This window comes from Cupriavidus sp. 21MJTG02-4, assembly GCF_057798975.1.
This window is the reverse complement of sequence record NZ_JBYOJP010000002.1, coordinates 519,700-536,739: the sequence shown is the minus strand read 5'-3', so window position 1 is coordinate 536,739 and position 17,040 is coordinate 519,700. Positions and strand designations below refer to the sequence as shown.

Genomic DNA, 17,040 nt, shown 5'->3' with positions numbered 1-17,040 from the left:
CCCGGTGTTCGTGGTGCCGGTGTGGTCCCGGCTTGGTGAATCTGGGATCCGCAAAAGGGCGGCGAAGGCGTTACTGTAGCGCAGTCTGCCGCGGCACCGGCATCGGCCATGCGCGGCGCATCCAGACGAACATCATGGCACCGGCCAGCAATGCGGCCGAAGCGCAGGCGAGTGAACTGGCAAAGCCGCCCGATCGCGCGACCAGCGCCGTCGCCAGCGGCGGCCCGGCGATCTGCCCGAGTCCGTAGGACGCGGTCATCAGGCCCATCAGGCGCGGCGCCTGCGGTCCCCACAAACGGCGCGCCTCGCGCATCGCAAACGACACCAGCGCGGTGAATGGCAGGCCCGCGAGCAGGCTGCTCACGGCAAACCCGGCAACCGTCGGGAACACCACGGCGATCGCGACGCCCAGCGCCTGCATGGCGTACGACCACGCGAGCAACCGGCGGTTATCGTGCGCCATGCCAACGCGCGTGGCCAGGAACGCGCCGATCGAAACGCCAGCCCCGAAGACCGGCCAGAACAGGTCGGCCCACACCGAGCCGGGCATCGCCTGCCGCGCGATCACGGGCAGGAAGGTCGCGGTGATGATGTAGCCGAATCCCGCCAGGCCATAGGCCAGCGTCAGCGCCCAGGCCTCGCCGCCGAGCCGCGCGCCATGGGCAGGATGGGTTTCCGGGCGCGTGGCGTCAGCTTGCGGCGCACCGTCGCCCGGGGTGAAGATGCGCCATACCGCCAGCACCAGCACGGCGGCCATCACCGTGAAGGCGATCCACCCCGCCACCGCATGCCAGCCGGCGCCGACCATGGCAAACACCGAGACGCCCGTGACCACGATGCCGAGGCCCGGCCCGCAGAAGATCAGCCCGCCCAGCGCCGGCTGCCCGAGTTCCGCGAGCCGCTGCATGCACCAGCCCGCGGTGTAGACCATCACCAGCGCACTCGCGACGCCCGCGGCAGCGCGCCACAGCGACCAGGCCGGCATGCCGCCCGGCAGTGCCATGCCGAGCGTCAGCAAGACCGTGGCCACCAGCCCGAGCCGGATCATGCGCGCCGGATCAGGCCGGATGAACAGGCAGACCGCGGCGCCGACGAAATAGCCGATGTAGTTCAGCGTGGCCAGCCAGCCGCCCTCATGCAGGGTGACCGTGCCGTCGCGCAGCATCATCGGCAGTAGCGGCGTGAAGGCGAAGCGGCCGATTCCCATGACCACGGCCAGCGCGGCCAGCCCCGCCAGCGCAATTGCCCAGGCTCCCGGTTCGAGCCGCGTCCGGTGCGCTGCGGCGCCGGTCGCCCGTGTCGGGCTCAGCTTGATATTCGCATGGGGCATGTGGTCGTTCCCTGTGTCGCGGCCGGTGGCAAACCCGCCTGGATTCACCTATGCTACGCCTTGACGATCATCTTCAAAAATGAATTATTTAGATGCCGTATATCTTCATTTGAGATGACAAAATAGAACCACCCCAACCGGAGCCGCCATGGACCTGGCCACGCTTGAAATCTTCCGCACGGTGGTGGAGGCAGGCGGCGTCACGCGCGCCGCCGAACGCCTGCACCGCGTGCAATCCAACGTCACCACGCGCATTCGCCAGCTCGAGGAATCGCTCGGGGTCGAGCTGTTCCTGCGCGACGGCAAGCGCATGGTGCTCACGCCGGCCGGGCAAACGCTGTTCGACTACGCATGCCGCATGCTGCGCCTTGCCGAAGAGGCGCGCCACGCGGTGCTGCCGTCGCGCCCGCACGGACGCCTGCGCATCGCGTCGATGGAAAGCACCGCCGCCAGCCGGCTGCCGGCCATCCTGGCCGCCTATCACCAGGCCTGGCCGGAGGTCCGGCTCGAGCTGGTCACGCTCACGACCCGCCAGGCGTTCGAGGCACTGGAGCGCTTCGACGCCGACTGCGCCTTCGTGGCCGAGCCGCTCGACAACCCGGCGCTGGCATCGCGGCCCGCTTTCGAGGAGGAGCTTGTCGTGATCGCGCGCGCCGGCCACCGCCCGATCCGCAGCGCCGCCGACCTGGAAACCTCCACGCTGCTGGGTTTCGAGCCAGGCTGCAATTACCGCGCGCGGCTCGAAGCCTGGCACGCAGCCGGGGGCGGCGCGCCGCCGCGCGTGCTGGAACTGGGCTCCTACCACACCATCGTCGCCTGCGCGGCGGCGGGCATCGGCGCCGCCATCGTGCCGCGCTCGGTACTGGGCCTGTATCGGGACCTGCCCGCCATCAGCGTGCACGGGCTCGGCGACGCTGGCCGCGTGCGCACGTTGCTGGCCTGGCATCCGGCCATGGCCAGCGCGGCGCTGAACGCGCTCGTCCAGGCCCTGCCGGTGCCTGGCGCACCGGCCAGCAACCCGCCCGTGCCCGCTGCGGCCTGATTCGGCAGGCCCGGCGCAGGCGTGCAGGATGTGCCCGGTCGCCTACACTGAATGTGGCGCCACCATGGCACCCCCTGTGCCACGCCCTTTGCGATGAGATTCGCCATTGCGCGCCTCGCGCACCCATGGCTTTATATTGGATTGCTGCTGGCCGGCTTCGCGCTCGCGGTGCTGGCAGCGGCGCCGCCCGGCTCTGTTCCGGCCACAGCCGGCGCAGGTGCAGGTCCCGTGTATGTCATTCCGCTCAAGGGCGCCATCGGCCCGGCCAGCGCGGGCTTCGTGCTGCGCGGCATGGAACGCGCGCGCCAGGGCAACGCACAGCTTGTCGTGCTGGAAATGGACACACCCGGCGGGCTCGACCTGTCGATGCGCGAGATCATCCAGGCGATCCTGGCCTCGCCCGTGCCGGTGGCCAGCTATGTCTTTCCCGGTGGTGCGCGTGCCGCGAGCGCCGGCACCTACATCCTGTACGCCAGCCATATCGCGGCGATGGCGCCCGGCACCAATCTGGGCGCGGCCAGCCCCGTGCAGATCGGCATCGGCGGCCCACAGAAGCCGGAGGCGCTCCCCCCCCCCTCGCCGGCCTCCTCGCCCGCCAGCGAGCCCGCGGCGCAGGACACCATGACACGCAAGCAGATGCACGATGCCTCGGCCTACATCCGCGGCCTCGCGCAATTGCGCGGCCGCAATGCCGAATGGGCCGAGCGCGCGGTGCGCGAAGCCGTCAGCCTGTCCGCGAACGAAGCCGTGGCGCAGCACGTGGCGGACATGGTGGCCACGGACCTGCCCGATTTGCTCCGCCAGGTAAACGGCAAGCGCGTGACAGCGGCAGGCGCCGAGCGCGCGCTGCAGACCAGCCACGCCACGATCGTCACGCTCGAACCCGACTGGCGCAGCCGCTTCCTGGCCGTGATCACCGACCCCAGCGTTGCGCTGATCCTGATGATGATCGGCATCTACGGCCTGATCTTCGAATTCTCGACACCCGGCATGGTCGTGCCCGGCGTGGCCGGCGCCATCTGCCTGCTGGTCGCGGCGTTCGCCCTGCATATGTTGCCGGTCAACTATGCGGGGCTGGGGCTGATCGCGCTGGGCATCGGCTGCATGGTGGCCGAGTTGTTCCTGCCCTCGTTCGGCACGCTGGGCGTGGGCGGCATCGTCGCGTTTGCCTTTGGCGCCGTCATGCTGATCGACACCGACGTTCCGGGATTCGGCGTGCCGGTCGCCCTGATCGCCACGCTGTCGGCCATATCGGCCCTGTTCCTGTTCGGCATGTCGGCCATGCTGCTGCGCGCGCGCCGGCGGCCCGTGGTCAGCGGCGCCGATACCCTGGTGGGCAGCCGAGGCGAAGTGCTTGCCGACCTGCATGAGGAAGGCTGGGCCCAGGTACACGGCGAGAACTGGCGGGTGCGCAGCGCGAGCCCGCTGGCGCGCGGCACGCCGGTGCTCGTGACCGCACGGCACGGCCTGCTGCTTGAGGTGGTCGCAGCGGGCAACGCCCCGCCGCCCACCGCGCCGCCAAACCAACCGATGCCAGACAAGGGAGCCTGACCATGGCCTACGGATTCAGCTTCGGCGGTGTGATCTTCCTGCTGGCATTGCTGGTGATCATGTCGTTCCGCGTGCTGCGCGAATATGAGCGCGGCGTGGTGTTCATGCTCGGGCGCTTCTGGCGGGTCAAGGGTCCGGGACTGGTGCTGCTGATTCCCGCCGTGCAGCAGATGGTCAGGGTGGACCTGCGCACCGTGGTGATGGACGTGCCCCCGCAGGATGTGATTTCGCGCGACAACGTTTCAGTGAAGGTCAACGCGGTGGTCTACTTCCGCGTGGTGGATCCCGAGCGCGCCATCATCCAGGTGGCAAACTTCCTCGAGGCCACCAGCCAGCTTGCGCAGACCACGCTGCGCTCGGTGCTGGGCAAGCATGAGCTCGATGAAATGCTGGCCGAGCGAGAGAAGCTCAACCTCGACATCCAGCAGGCGCTGGATGCGCAGACGGACGGCTGGGGCATCAAGGTGTCCAACGTCGAGATCAAGCACGTCGACCTGAACGAAACCATGATCCGCGCGATTGCACGTCAGGCCGAGGCAGAGCGCGAGCGGCGCGCCAAGGTGATTCATGCGGAAGGCGAGCTGCAGGCTTCCGAGAAACTGCTGGAAGCGGCCCAGATGCTGTCACGCCAGCCTCAGGCCATGCAGTTGCGGTATATGCAGACGCTGACGCAGATCGCGGGGGACAAGAGTTCGACCATTGTCTTTCCGCTGCCGATGGATTTGCTGTCGGCTTTGGTGGGCAAGGCGTCAGGGGATTCAGAGGGGCGGGGCTAGCGCGGCGCTCTATCAGTACCCCGGCAAATCTCGTCGCCTGGGCACATCAGGCGCTGCCGGGCAAATGCCGCCGAGAGCGGCAAGGCGCTTTGCGGCTCGCACGCGCACGAACGTTCTGATCGCCTCGTGAATGAGGGCAGACTCGTCCATCGGAGTGTCCGCCATCGCCAGCGCCTGCTCGTACAACGCGTCGTCAATCGTCAGTGTGACTCTCATGGTGCCTCCGGACACAGTCGATTCATGAGGTCGGATGATATGGAAAAAGGGCGCCGAAGCGCCCTTTTGGCAAAGTCGGAGAGCCTTAAACCTTCGCCGACACCCACTCCGCCACACCAGACAGCGCCTGCGGCAGATTCGCCGGCTCGGTGCCGCCAGCCTGCGCCATATCGGGACGGCCACCGCCCTTGCCGCCAACCTGCTGCGCGACAAAGTTGACCAGCTCGCCAGCCTTGACCTTGCCCGTGGCATCGGCCGTTACACCGGCGATCAGGCTGACCTTGCCGTCGGCCACTGCGGCCAGCACGATGGCCGCGCTCTGCAGCTTGTCCTTGAGCTTGTCCATGGTCTCGCGCAGCGTCTTCACGTCGGCGCCGTCGAGCTGGGCGGCCAGTACCTTGAGGCCCTTCACGTCGACCGCCTGCGCGGCCAGTTCGTCGCCCTGCGACGAGGCCAGCTTGCTCTTCAGGCGCTCCAGCTCCTTCTCCAGCGCACGGACCTGTTCCTGCACCTGGCCGATGCGCGGCACCAGTTCCGAAGGTTGGGCCTTCAGCGCGGCGGCGGCTTCGTTCAGCTTGGCGTCGAGCTTCTGCAGGTAATGCAGCGCGTTGTCGCCGGTGATCGCTTCGACGCGGCGGATGCCGGCGGCCACGCCGCCTTCCACCACGATCTTGAACAGGCCGATGTCGCCAGTGCGGTGCACGTGAGTGCCACCGCACAGTTCCTTCGAGGTACCGATCGACAGCACGCGCACGTCATCGGCGTACTTCTCGCCGAACAGCGCCATGGCGCCGCTCTTGACCGCGTCGTCGAACGGCATGACTTCGGCGTGCGTGTCCTGGTTGCTCAGGATCTCGGCGTTGACGATCTCTTCGACGCGGCGGATCTGCTCGTCCGTCATCGGCGCGTTGTGCGAGAAGTCGAAGCGGGTCTTGTCGGCGTCGACCAGCGAGCCCTTCTGCTGCACGTGGCTGCCCAGCACTTCGCGCAGCGCCTTGTGCATCAGGTGCGTGGCCGAGTGGTTGCGCACGGTGCGCGCGCGGCGCAGTGTGTCCACCTGCGGCTGCACGGCGTCGCCAACCTTCAGCGCGCCGCCTTCCAGCGTGCCCTGGTGGCCAAATACGTCGGCCTGGATCTTGGTGGTGTCAGCGACGGCGAACGCGGCATTGCCGGCCTTCAGCACGCCCTGGTCGCCGGCCTGACCGCCGGATTCCGCATAGAACGGCGTGTTGTCGAGCACCACCACGCCGGTCTGGCCCGGTTGCATGGCGTCGACCGCGGCACCGTCCACATACAGCGCGATGACCTTGGCCTGCGGCAGCTCCAGCGTCTCGTAGCCGTGGAACACGGTCTTGTCGCCCGAGTACTCGAGGCCCGCGGCCATCTTGAACTTGCCGGCGGCGCGAGCCTGCTCGCGCTGGCGGTTCATGGCGGCGTCGAACGCGGCCTCGTCCACGGCGATTTCCTGCTCGCGGCAGACGTCCTGCGTCAGGTCCAGCGGGAAGCCGAAGGTGTCGTGCAGCTTGAACGCCAGTTCGCCGTCGAGCGTCTTGCCGCCCTTGAGCTTCAGCTCGGCCAGCGCGGCGTCGAGGATAGCCATGCCGTTCTCGATGGTCTCGAAGAAGCGCTCTTCCTCGGCTTTCAGCACTTCGGTCACGCGGCCCTGGGCATCCGCCAGTTCCGGATAGGCCTGGCCCATCTGCGCGACCAGGTCGGCCACCAGCTTGTGGAAGAACGGGGTCTTCTGGCCCAGCTTGTAGCCATGGCGGATGGCGCGGCGCACGATCCGGCGCAGCACATAGCCGCGGCCTTCGTTGCCGGGGATCACGCCGTCGACGATCAGGAACGAGCAAGCGCGGATATGGTCGGCAATGACCTTCAGCGAGTTCTGGTTCAGGTTGTCGCAGTGGGTTTCACGCGCAGCGGCCTTGATCAGCGCCTGGAACAGGTCGATCTCGTAGTTGCTGTGCACATGCTGCAGCACCGCGGCAATGCGCTCCAGGCCCATGCCGGTGTCCACGCACGGCTTGGGCAGCGGCGTCATGGTGCCCTGCTCGTCGCGGTTGAACTGCATGAACACGAGGTTCCACACCTCGATGTAGCGATCGCCGTCTTCTTCGGGCGATCCCGGCGGGCCGCCCCACACGTCCGGGCCGTGGTCGAAGAAGATTTCCGAGCACGGGCCGCACGGGCCGGTGTCGGCCATCTGCCAGAAGTTGTCCGACGCGTAGCGCGCGCCCTTGTTGTCGCCGATGCGCACGATGCGCTCGGCCGGCACGCCGACTTCCTTGGCCCAGATGTCGTAGGCCTCGTCATCCTCGGCGTAGACCGTCACCCACAGCTTTTCCGCCGGCAGCTGGTAGACCTTGGTCAGCAGCTCCCACGCGTACTGGATGGCTTCGCGCTTGAAGTAGTCGCCGAACGAGAAGTTGCCCAGCATCTCGAAGAACGTATGGTGGCGGGCGGTGTAGCCCACGTTCTCCAGGTCATTGTGCTTGCCGCCGGCGCGCACCGAACGCTGCGCCGAAGTGGCGCGGGTGTACGGGCGCTTGTCGGTGCCCAGGAACACGTCCTTGAACTGCACCATGCCGGAATTGGTGAACAGCAGCGTCGGGTCGTTCGCCGGCACCAGGCTGGACGAGCGGACCACGGTATGGCCCTTCGATTCGAAGTACTGCAGGAACTTGCTGCGAATGTCGGAGACTTTCATGGGATGGCGGACGCTGCCCGCGGCATGCAGGGCGCGACTAATGAGTTTTGGATTTGCAAACCGTTGATTATACGGGCAAGCCAGCAGCAAAAGGACATCGCGGCCAAGCGCGGCAGGGCGACCCGGCGCCGGCCGGCTATCGCCCATTTCCGGCGAAACTAAGCGCCGCATAAAGCACCCGCGGACGCGCCCGCGTGGACCCCGGTGGTACATTGCAGGCTGTCCGCGCCGGCCATGCCGCCGGCCCGGCAATCCCCCCTTTACACCCTGCATCCGGAGCCCCCTCACTGCCATGGGAGCCTTAAGCCATCTTCGCGTCCTCGACCTGACCCGCGTCCTTGCCGGGCCATGGTGTGCCCAGAACCTTGCCGATTTCGGCGCCGACGTCATCAAGATCGAGCGGCCCGGCGCCGGCGACGACACCCGCACCTGGGGACCGCCGTGGCTCAAGGCCGAGGACGGCAGCGACACCGCGGAAGCCGCCTACTACCTGGCCGCCAACCGCAACAAGCGCTCGGTGACGTGCGACATCTCGTCGCCCGAAGGCCAGAAGCTGGTGCGCGAACTGGCCGCCCAGAGCGATGTGGTGCTCGAGAACTACAAGGTCGGCCAGCTGAAGAAATACGGCCTGGACTATGAATCGCTGAAGGCGGTCAAGCCGGACATCATCTACTGCTCGGTAACCGGCTTTGGCCAGAGCGGCCCGTATGCGGCGCGGCCCGGCTACGACTTCATCATCCAGGGCATGGGTGGTTTCATGAGCCTGACCGGCGAGCGCGACGACCTGCCGGGCGGCGGCCCGCAAAAGGCCGGCGTGGCCATTTCCGACCTGATGACCGGCCAGTACGCCACCATCGCCGTGCTGGCCGCGCTGGCGCACCGCGAGCGGACGGGCGAAGGCCAGTACATCGACATGGCCCTGCTCGACGTGCAGGTGGCGATGCTCGCCAACATGAACACCAACTACCTGGCCAGCGGCCAGGCGCCGCGCCGCTGGGGCAATGCGCACCCGAACATCGTGCCCTACCAGACTTTCCAGGCGGCCGACGGCTGGCTGATTGTCGCGGTCGGCAACGACGGGCAGTTCCGCAAGTTCGTCAACGACGGCGGCCAGCCGGAACTGGCCGACGATCCCCGCTTTGCCACCAACCCGCAGCGCGTGGCCAACCGCGACGTGCTGGTGCCGATCCTGGCCGAAATGGTCCGCACGCGCACCCGCGCCCAGTGGATCAGCGACCTGGAAGCGGCCGGCGTGCCATGCGGCCCGATCAACTCGCTCGACGAGGTGTTCGAGGACGAGCAGGTCAAGGCGCGCGGCCTGCGCGTGGACCTGCCCCACCCGAGCGCCGGCGAGGTCAAGCTGGTGGGCAGCCCGATCAAGATGAGCGTTACGCCGCCCGAGGCGCTGCGCCATCCGCCGCTGCTCGGCGAGCACACCGACACGGTCCTGACCGAGTCGCTCGGCTACAGCGCCGAACAGATCGCGGCCCTGCGCGCCAAGGGCGTGGTATAAGAGCCACTTGCGCCGAAACCGGCGCAAGCAGTTGTTGATCAGTCGTCCCCCGAAGCTGTTCCGCGCGGCCGGCACTGCCTGCGCCCGATGCCCCCAGCTGGCCCGGGCCCCGGATCTCGTCGGTGGACCCACCTGGAGATTCCATGCTGACCGATGCCCTGCTGGCCTTCTTCCACTTCCTGGCCATCTTCCTGCTGATCACGCTGATGGCCGCCGAGGCCGTGGTGCTGCGCCCCGATATCACGCCGGCCACGGTGCGCCGGCTGTCGATCTACGATGGCGTGTATTTCGCGTCGGCGCTTGCAGTGCTGGCGACTGGCCTGCTGCGCCTGTTCTACGGCGCCAAAGGCGCCGACTTCTACCTGCACAACCCGTGGTTCCACGCCAAGATGACGGTGTTCGTCATCATCGCGCTGTGCTCGCTGCCGCCGACGTTCGCGATCGCTCGCTGGCGCAAGCAGAGCCGCAAGCTGCCCGATTTCGTGCCGCCGCCGTCCGAGATCAAGAAGGCCCGCCGCTGGGTCATGATCGAAGCCCACCTGGTGATCCTGCTGCCGCTGTGCGCCGTGATGATGGCGCGCGGCATCGGGGCCAGGTAAGGCACCGCCGTTCCCTGTTTTCCTTACCCCTGAAGTCGTCATGCTGAAGAAACTGCTCGCCGCCACTGTCGTCGCGGCCATGCTGCCGGCCGCAGCCGCCATCGCAGCCACCCCCGCCGCCTATCCGACCAAGCCGGTCAAGTTCGTGGTGCCCTACCCGGCCGGCGGCCCGCTCGACACGGTGGCGCGCGCCATCGGCGAGAAGCTGCGCGACAGCCTTGGCCAGCCGGTCGTGGTCGAGAACAAGCCGGGCGCCGGCGGCAATCTTGGCGCGGACTACGTCGCCAAGCAGCCAGCCGACGGCTACACCATCGTCATGGGCGCGGTGGCCACGCACGCCATCAACCCGACGCTGTTCAGCAAGATGCCGTATGACCCGGTGAAGGATTTCGCGCCGGTCACGCTGGTGGCGGACGTGCCCAATGTGCTCGTGATGCATCCGGGCAAGGCCGCGGAACTGCATATCAACAATGTGCGAGAACTGGTCGAATACGCGCGCAAGCATCCGGGCAAGCTGGACTACGCGTCCGGCGGCAACGGCAGCGCCGGCCACCTGTCGGGCGAGCTGTTCAAGAGCATGGCGAAGGTCAGCATGGTCCATATCCCGTACAACGGCGCGTCGCCCGCGCAGTTGTCGGTGCTGTCGGGGCAGACCGACCTGATCTTCGACAACCTGGCCTCGGCCTCGGCCAATATCAAGGCCGGCAAGCTGAAGGCGTTCGCGGTCACCACCGCCAGCCGCGCGGCGGCCTTCCCGGAACTGCCGACCATCGCCGAAGCCGGCAAGGGCCTGGGGCTCGAAGGTTTTGATATCTCCACGTGGTTCGGCGTGTTCGCGCCGGCCAACACCCCGCGCGAGATCGTCGACCGCCTCAACCACGACATCGTCGCCATCCTGAAGACCGACGATATGAAGGCGCGGCTGGCCCGCATCGGCGCGCAGCCTGCGCCCACCACGCCGGAACAGTTCGGCGCGCTGGTGCAGCGCGAGCTGAAGAAGTACGCGCAGATCGTGCGCGTGTCGGGCGCGAAGGTCGATTGAGCGATTAAGCCTGGCGCTTGCGGCGGATGCCCCAGCGCCGGATGCCCGTCGCGCCTTCGGTGCGGGGCAGCAGCAGGCCGACCTGGATGATGCGCGGCCCTTCCATGCGCGCCGCTGTCAGGTGCAGCCCGGCGATCACGACGCTGTCGCCCTCGACTGGCGGCGAGATGAAGCTGGCCTGCATGGCATCGCCGAGCGTCAGCGGCGACTCGGCGGCCGACAGTTCCCGTTCGCCGTAAAGCCGCACCACATCGCGCAGGAACGCGTCGCCGGAGAGCAGGAAATCGTGCGTCACCTGCTCCCAAGCCGGCGCCGGGCCGGGCGCCTGGAACAGCGCCGCAAGCCGTGGCAGCACCGTGGCAGGCGCCATCACCGCCACCGTGTCGCCGGCGCGCAGCACAGTCTGGTCGAGCGGCGCGAGCGCGTCGTCGCGGGCGACCGTCAACAGCCGGCACCGGGGCGGCAACTCCAGCTGGTCGGCCCGGACGTTCTCGACCGGCGCGTTGATGCTGACCCGGAACTGCATGACCTCCAGTGTCGGCCCATGGACCCCACGCAGGCGCGAGCGCGCCAGCGGCTCCGGAAACCCCGGACGCAGCACCCGGGCCAGGCGTGCGGCCGGCCTCACGGTCGTGCCTTGCAGCAGCAGGCTGGCCAGCACCACGGCAAACGCCACGCGGAAGATCAGGCCGGACTCCGGCAAGCCACGCAGCAAGGGAAACAGCGACAGCACGATGGGCACCGCGCCGCGCAGGCCCATCCAGGCGATAAAGCCCTTCTCGCCCACGTTCAGCCGGAACGGCAGCAAGGCCAGGAACACGGACGCCGGCCGGGCCACCAGCATCAGGAAGGCCGCCACGGCTATCGCGGGCAGCGCGATCTCCCAGATCCGGTGCGGCGCCACCAGCAAGCCGAGCAGCAGAAACATGGCCGACTGGGCCAGCCAGGCCATGCCATCCATCGCGCGCATGGTGTCGGACGTCACGGCGCGGTCGCGGTTGCCGACCAGCATGCCGGCCAGGTACACCGCCAGGAAGCCGCTGCCGCCCAGGGTCTGCGTGATGGCAAAGATCATCGCGCCGCCGGAGCAGATCAGGATGGCGTGCAGGCCTTCCGCGACCTCGATGCGCTCGAGCACATGGGCGAGGCAGTAGCCGAGTCCGAGCCCCAACACAGCGCCAACGCCAAACTGCACGCCGAGCCGCGTCGCCAGCGCCACCGGCGTCAGTCCGTTGGGCGCCGCAATCCATTCCATCAGGGTCAGCGTCAGGAAAATCGCCATCGGGTCGTTGATGCCCGATTCGATTTCGAGCACGCTCGCGACGCGGTCCTTCAGGCGGATGCCGCTGCTGTGCAGCGTCGAAAACACGGCGGCGGCGTCGGTGGAGCCAACGATGGCACCCAGCAGCAGGCCGAGCTTCCAGTCGATGTCCAGGATCCACGCCGCGAACAGGCCGACCAGCCCGGCCGTCATAAGGACGCCCACGGTTGCCAGCGCGAGCGAGGGCCGCAGGGCGACGCGGAAGGTCGCGTAGCTGGTACGCAGCCCGCCGTCGAGCAGGATCACGGCCAGCGCGAGGTTGCCGACCAGGAAGCTGAGCCAGGTATTGGAGAAACGGATGCCGCCCGGGCCATCGACGCCAGCCAGCATGCCCACCGCCAGGAACACGAGCAGGAACGGCACGCCGGCGCGCGCGGAGAAGGCACCCACCACGATGCCCAGCGACATCACGACGGCGCCAATCAGGATGACGTGGTCAACACTTTCCAAGCGGTGCCTTTCTACCTTTCGGTACCTTACAGCGAGTGTCGTTACAGCTACCCGACTGAGCCGGGCGGAGCCTGTCTGATGATAGCGCAGCACCCCGGCAGCCCGCGCGCAGAAGCTGGCCCGATCACCCGCCAGCCCGCCTCCAGTCTCGCTTTGCCGCTTTTAAGCGCGATCTCATTAGGAGATACCCTCAGCATGACCAATATTGCAGACATCTGAAAGGTAGCTGAAAGGTCGCACCCTTACCTTGCACCCTGCCCGAGAGAAGGGCCGGCAGTGCGTCCGCTGTATTGCACCGCACCACCGGCTCCCGGCAGATTTCAAGCAGTCTTATCGAGGAGAATCATTTTGCGCATACGTAGCCAAAAGGACTTTGCCTCCGGCCTGATGTTCATCCTGGTCGGATTCGGCTTTTCCTGGGTCGCACGCGGCTATTCCATGGGAACTGCCGCCAAGATGGGCCCGGGATATTTCCCGTTCTGGCTCGGCGTCGTGCTCGCCCTGCTGGGCGCGCTGGTGCTGTGGGGGTCGTTGTCCGCCAAGGCGGAAGAGGACCACCTGGCCCGCTGGGATATCAAGTCGCTGTTGTGGATCCTGGGTGCTGTCGTGCTGTTCGGCCTGATGCTCAAGCCGCTGGGCATGGTGCTGTCGGTTCTGGCGCTGGTGCTGGTGTCGTCGATGGCCAGCCATGAATTCAGCTGGAAGGGCGCCGTGCTCAACTCGATCATCCTGGTGGTGATCAGCCTGGGCGCGTTCGTGTACGGCATCAACCTGCAGATGCCGGTGTGGCCGGCCTTCCTGGCTAGCTAAGGAGACCGCCAACATGGAATTGCTCTCTAACCTGGGACTGGGCTTTGCTACCGCCCTCTCCTTCCAGAACCTGGCCTACGCCTTCCTGGGCTGCGTGCTGGGTACCCTGATCGGCGTGCTGCCGGGCCTGGGGCCGCTGGCCACCATCGCCATGCTGCTGCCGGTGACCTACACGCTGCCGCCGGTGGCCGCGCTGATCATGCTGGCCGGTATTTACTACGGCGCCCAGTACGGCGGTTCGACCACCGCCATCCTGGTGAACCTGCCCGGCGAATCGTCGTCGGTGGTGACCACCATCGACGGCTACCAGATGGCCAGACGAGGGCGAGCGGGGGTCGCGCTGGCCACAGCGGGCCTGGGCTCGTTCTTCGCCGGCTGCGTGGCCACGCTGATCCTGGCCGCCTTTGCCGCGCCGCTGTCGGAACTCGCGTTCAAGTTCGGCCCCGCCGAGTACTTCTCGCTGATGGTGCTGGGCCTGATCGGCGCCGTGGTGCTGGCTTCGGGTTCGCTGGTCAAGGCGATCTCGATGATCGTGCTGGGCCTGCTGCTGGGCCTGGTCGGCACCGACGTGAACTCGGGCGCCGCGCGCTTCTCGTTCGACGTGCCTGAACTGACCGACGGGCTGAACTTCGTGTCGGTGGCCATGGGCGTGTTCGGCTTCGCGGAAATCATCGCGAACCTGGAGCAGAAGGAAAACCGCGAAACCTTCACGGACCACATCACCAACCTGTTCCCGAACAAGGACGACTTCAAGCGCATGATCCCGGCCGTGCTGCGCGGCACGATGCTCGGTTCGGCGCTGGGCATCCTGCCGGGCGGCGGCGCGGCGCTGGCTTCGTTTGCGGCGTATTCGCTGGAAAAGAAGACCTCGAAGTACTCGCACGAGTTCGGCAAGGGCGCGATCGAAGGCGTGGCAGGTCCGGAATCGGCCAACAACGCCGCGGCACAGACCTCGTTCATCCCGCTGCTGACGCTGGGCATTCCGCCCAATGCCGTGATGGCGCTGATGGTCGGTGCAATGACCATCCACAACATCCAGCCTGGTCCGCAGGTGATGTCGAGCAACCCGGCGCTGTTCTGGGGCCTGATCGCCTCGATGTGGATCGGCAACTTCATGCTGATCGTGCTGAACCTGCCGCTGATCGGCATCTGGGTGAAGCTGCTGAAGGTGCCTTACCGCTACCTGTACCCGGCCATCCTGACGTTCTGCTGCATCGGCGTGTATTCGGTCCAGAACACCACGTTCGACGTGTTCCAGACCGCGGCCTTCGGCGTGATCGGCTACCTGTTCATCAAGCTCAAGTGCGAACCGGCGCCGCTGCTGCTCGGCTTCGTGCTGGGACCGATGATGGAAGAGAACTTCCGCCGCTCGCTGCTGCTGTCGCGTGGTGACTTCAGCGTGTTCGTGACCCGTCCGCTGTCGATGGGCCTGCTGATCGCCGCCGCGGTGCTGGTGCTGATCGTGGCCTCGCCGTCGATCAAGGCCAAGCGCGAGGAAGCGTTCCAGGAAGAATAAAAAGCAAGACCGCCGGCCATTGGCCGGCAATGCAGTGCAATGCAAGGGGCGTCGCGAGACGCCCTTTTTTCATTGAGCGTCGACGTCCGTCGCCACCGCTCAGCCGCCAAACAACTCGGCGCAGGCCGTCCTGACCGCGCTGGTCACATGTCCCCTGCCATGATCGCGCCGCTCCAGCATGCCGATGGTCCGCATGACAGGCTCGTCACTGACCACCAGCGGCAGGATGCGCAGCGCCGCATCATCGCGCCAGCGCGCGCGCTGCAGCAGCGGCACCACGGTCACACCCACCTCCTGCCGTACGAGTTCGACGAGTGCCTCGATCGAGTTCAGCTCCAGGAATTCGTTGACCCGCAGGTGCGCGCGCCGCAGCGCGCGATCGACCAGCATGCCGGTGCGCTGGCTGCGGTCGAAACGCAGATAGGGATTGGCCGCCAGCGCTTCGCGCACGTCCTCCCCGGCACTGCCCTGTGCGGCGATGGCAACCAGCGGTTCATCGTAGAGCGGCGTCCAGCGCAGCGTGCCGGGTATCCGCGCGGCGCCTTCGACCAGGATGGCGGCATCGAGCTCGCCCGACTCGACCATCGCCGCGAGCTCGATGGACTTGGCCCCGACCAGCCTGACTTCCAGCGCCGGATAGGCGCGCTTCATGCGCGCCACGACATGCGACAGGCCGCCCATCACCGACACTACCGCTCCAACCGCCACCGCGCCGGCCATGGCCTCTGGCTGGGCCTGCGGCAGGCGCATCTCGTCATACAGGGCGAGCAGGTGCCGCGCGCGCGGCAACAGCTCGCGCCCGTCGGCGTTGAGGACGGCGACGCGACCGCTGCGGTCGAACAGCTCGCGGCGCAGCTCGGTTTCCAGCGATCTCATCTGCAGGCTTACAGCGGCCTGCGTGAGCGCGACATGGCCGGCGGCGGCGGCGAAGGAACCATGTTCGGCCACGGCAACAAAGGTACGCAGGAATCGGATCGTGCTCATCGGGATATCGGCAAAGCGCCATTGGACTGGCGCGAATCACAAGGAAAACTTGTGTCAACGAAAAGAAATATTAGCTTTCTTTGTGATACGGGGCGCGGAATAATAATGCGCAGGCACCCTGATGCTGCGCGCATCCGGTCTGCCGGCCCTGACGTTGTTCCGCTGTTCCGCCGACCTGATTCGCCCGATTCCGGAGAACCGAATGAAATCCTGGCTGCGCCTGCTCGGCTTCGGCCTTGCCTCTGGCCTTTGCCTGGCCGCCACGCCGGCCCTGGCCGACAACTACCCCAGCAAGCCGATCCGCCTGATCGTGCCGTTCCCCGCCAGCGGCGCTACCGACCTGCTCGCGCGCGCCATCGCGCAAAAGGTCGGCGCCAGCATCGGGCAGCAGATCGTGGTGGACAACCGGCCCGGCGCTGGCGGTGCCATCGGCTCGGACATGGCGGCGAAGGCGCCGCCTGACGGCTACACGCTGCTGATCGCCACGACCAGCACGCATTCGATCGGCCCGTACATCAACACCCGCCTGCCCTACAACACCGAATCCGACTTCACGCCGGTCGGCCAGGTCGCGATTGCCACCAATGTGCTGGTGGTGCCCAACAGCTTGCCTGTGAAGAACGTGCGCGAGCTGATCGACTATGCAAAGAAGCACCCGGGCGAACTGAACTACGCGTCCAGCGGCAACGGCACCGTCGTGCACCTGACCGCCGAAGCGTTCAAGGCCCAGGCCGGCGTCTTCATCACCCACATCCCCTACCGTGGCACGGCGCTAGCTGTACCGGACCTGATCTCGGGCAAGGTGCAAGTGCTGTTCGACAGCATCGTGTCCGGCCTGCCGCACGTGAAGGACGGCAAGCTGAAGGCGCTGGCCGTGACCAGCCTGAAGCGTTCGCCGCTGGCACCGGAGATCCCGACGGCCAGCGAATCGGGCCTGCCCGGCTTTGAATCCGATACCTGGTTCGGCATCTACGGCCCCAAGGGCATGCCGGCCGACATGGTCAACCGGCTCAATGCCGAATTCAACAAGGCCATCCAGTCGCAGGACGTGAAGGACCGCCTGGCCAAGCTGGGCGCCGAGCCCGTCGGCGGCACGCCGGCCCAGTTCGCGGCGATGGTGAAGAAGGACAGCGCCCGCTGGGGCAAGCTCATCAAGGATCGCAAGATCACGGCAGAATGA

At 67.1% G+C, this 17,040-nt stretch carries 14 protein-coding genes; 9 read left to right on the top strand and 5 right to left on the bottom strand.

Annotated features, from left to right (window positions below; translation table 11 throughout):
• Window positions 1–70 precede the first annotated feature (70 nt).
• Window positions 71–1,330 (bottom strand): YbfB/YjiJ family MFS transporter, encoded by a 1,260-nt coding sequence (locus AC3FKH_RS05735; RefSeq protein ID WP_488673650.1) that lies wholly within the window; start codon window positions 1,328–1,330, stop codon window positions 71–73.
• A gap of 148 nt (window positions 1,331–1,478) precedes the next feature.
• Between AC3FKH_RS05735 and AC3FKH_RS05730 the strand changes: the two genes are divergently transcribed.
• The 3 genes from AC3FKH_RS05730 to AC3FKH_RS05720 all read left to right on the top strand — a co-directional run bounded on the left by AC3FKH_RS05730 (window position 1,479) and on the right by AC3FKH_RS05720 (window position 4,699).
• Complete coding sequence (locus AC3FKH_RS05730; protein ID WP_488673649.1) at window positions 1,479–2,372, top strand: LysR substrate-binding domain-containing protein; 894 nt, start codon at window positions 1,479–1,481, stop codon at window positions 2,370–2,372.
• A 93-nt stretch (window positions 2,373–2,465) separates the two neighbouring features.
• Entirely contained in the window at window positions 2,466–3,923 is a 1,458-nt protein-coding gene (locus AC3FKH_RS05725) for an NfeD family protein (protein ID WP_488673648.1), read from the top strand.
• A 2-nt stretch (window positions 3,924–3,925) separates the two neighbouring features.
• Window positions 3,926–4,699, top strand: coding sequence for a slipin family protein (locus tag AC3FKH_RS05720; RefSeq protein ID WP_488673647.1), 774 nt, complete (start codon window positions 3,926–3,928; stop codon window positions 4,697–4,699).
• 12 nt (window positions 4,700–4,711) lie between these two features.
• Here the strand turns inward: AC3FKH_RS05720 and AC3FKH_RS05715 are convergent, their stop codons facing one another.
• The gene (locus AC3FKH_RS05715) at window positions 4,712–4,915 is read right to left on the bottom strand and encodes a type II toxin-antitoxin system VapB family antitoxin (RefSeq protein WP_488673645.1); all 204 of its coding nucleotides are present in this window, start codon (window positions 4,913–4,915) and stop codon (window positions 4,712–4,714) included.
• An 85-nt stretch (window positions 4,916–5,000) separates the two neighbouring features.
• Window positions 5,001–7,625 carry an alanine--tRNA ligase gene (alaS, locus tag AC3FKH_RS05710; RefSeq protein WP_488673643.1) on the bottom strand — a complete coding sequence of 875 codons (2,625 nt, stop codon included), beginning with the start codon at window positions 7,623–7,625 and terminating at the stop codon, window positions 5,001–5,003.
• 292 nt (window positions 7,626–7,917) lie between these two features.
• Between alaS and AC3FKH_RS05705 the strand changes: the two genes are divergently transcribed.
• The 3 genes from AC3FKH_RS05705 (at window position 7,918) to AC3FKH_RS05695 (ending at window position 10,779) form a co-directional block, all read left to right on the top strand.
• On the top strand, window positions 7,918–9,138 hold the full coding sequence (locus AC3FKH_RS05705; RefSeq protein ID WP_488673642.1) for a CaiB/BaiF CoA transferase family protein: 1,221 nt from the start codon (window positions 7,918–7,920) through the stop codon (window positions 9,136–9,138).
• Window positions 9,139–9,281: 143 nt separating this feature from the next.
• Entirely contained in the window at window positions 9,282–9,737 is a 456-nt protein-coding gene (locus AC3FKH_RS05700; RefSeq protein WP_483731495.1) for a DUF2214 family protein, read from the top strand.
• 40 nt (window positions 9,738–9,777) lie between these two features.
• Window positions 9,778–10,779 carry a tripartite tricarboxylate transporter substrate binding protein gene (locus AC3FKH_RS05695; RefSeq protein WP_488673640.1) on the top strand — a complete coding sequence of 334 codons (1,002 nt, stop codon included), beginning with the start codon at window positions 9,778–9,780 and terminating at the stop codon, window positions 10,777–10,779.
• A gap of 4 nt (window positions 10,780–10,783) precedes the next feature.
• On the opposite strand, the gene AC3FKH_RS05690 is transcribed toward AC3FKH_RS05695, so the two are convergent.
• Window positions 10,784–12,550, bottom strand: coding sequence for a potassium/proton antiporter (locus AC3FKH_RS05690; RefSeq protein WP_488673638.1), 1,767 nt, complete (start codon window positions 12,548–12,550; stop codon window positions 10,784–10,786).
• Between the two features lie 348 nt (window positions 12,551–12,898).
• Between AC3FKH_RS05690 and AC3FKH_RS05685 the strand changes: the two genes are divergently transcribed.
• Window positions 12,899–13,360, top strand: coding sequence for a tripartite tricarboxylate transporter TctB family protein (locus AC3FKH_RS05685; protein WP_483708821.1), 462 nt, complete (start codon window positions 12,899–12,901; stop codon window positions 13,358–13,360).
• 13 nt (window positions 13,361–13,373) lie between these two features.
• Window positions 13,374–14,876, top strand: coding sequence for a tripartite tricarboxylate transporter permease (locus tag AC3FKH_RS05680; protein ID WP_483708822.1), 1,503 nt, complete (start codon window positions 13,374–13,376; stop codon window positions 14,874–14,876).
• Between the two features lie 99 nt (window positions 14,877–14,975).
• Here the strand turns inward: AC3FKH_RS05680 and AC3FKH_RS05675 are convergent, their stop codons facing one another.
• The gene (locus AC3FKH_RS05675; protein ID WP_488673636.1) at window positions 14,976–15,860 is read right to left on the bottom strand and encodes a LysR substrate-binding domain-containing protein; all 885 of its coding nucleotides are present in this window, start codon (window positions 15,858–15,860) and stop codon (window positions 14,976–14,978) included.
• A 202-nt stretch (window positions 15,861–16,062) separates the two neighbouring features.
• On the opposite strand from AC3FKH_RS05675, the gene AC3FKH_RS05670 reads away from it, so the two are divergent.
• Window positions 16,063–17,040 carry a Bug family tripartite tricarboxylate transporter substrate binding protein gene (locus AC3FKH_RS05670; RefSeq protein ID WP_488673634.1) on the top strand — a complete coding sequence of 326 codons (978 nt, stop codon included), beginning with the start codon at window positions 16,063–16,065 and terminating at the stop codon, window positions 17,038–17,040.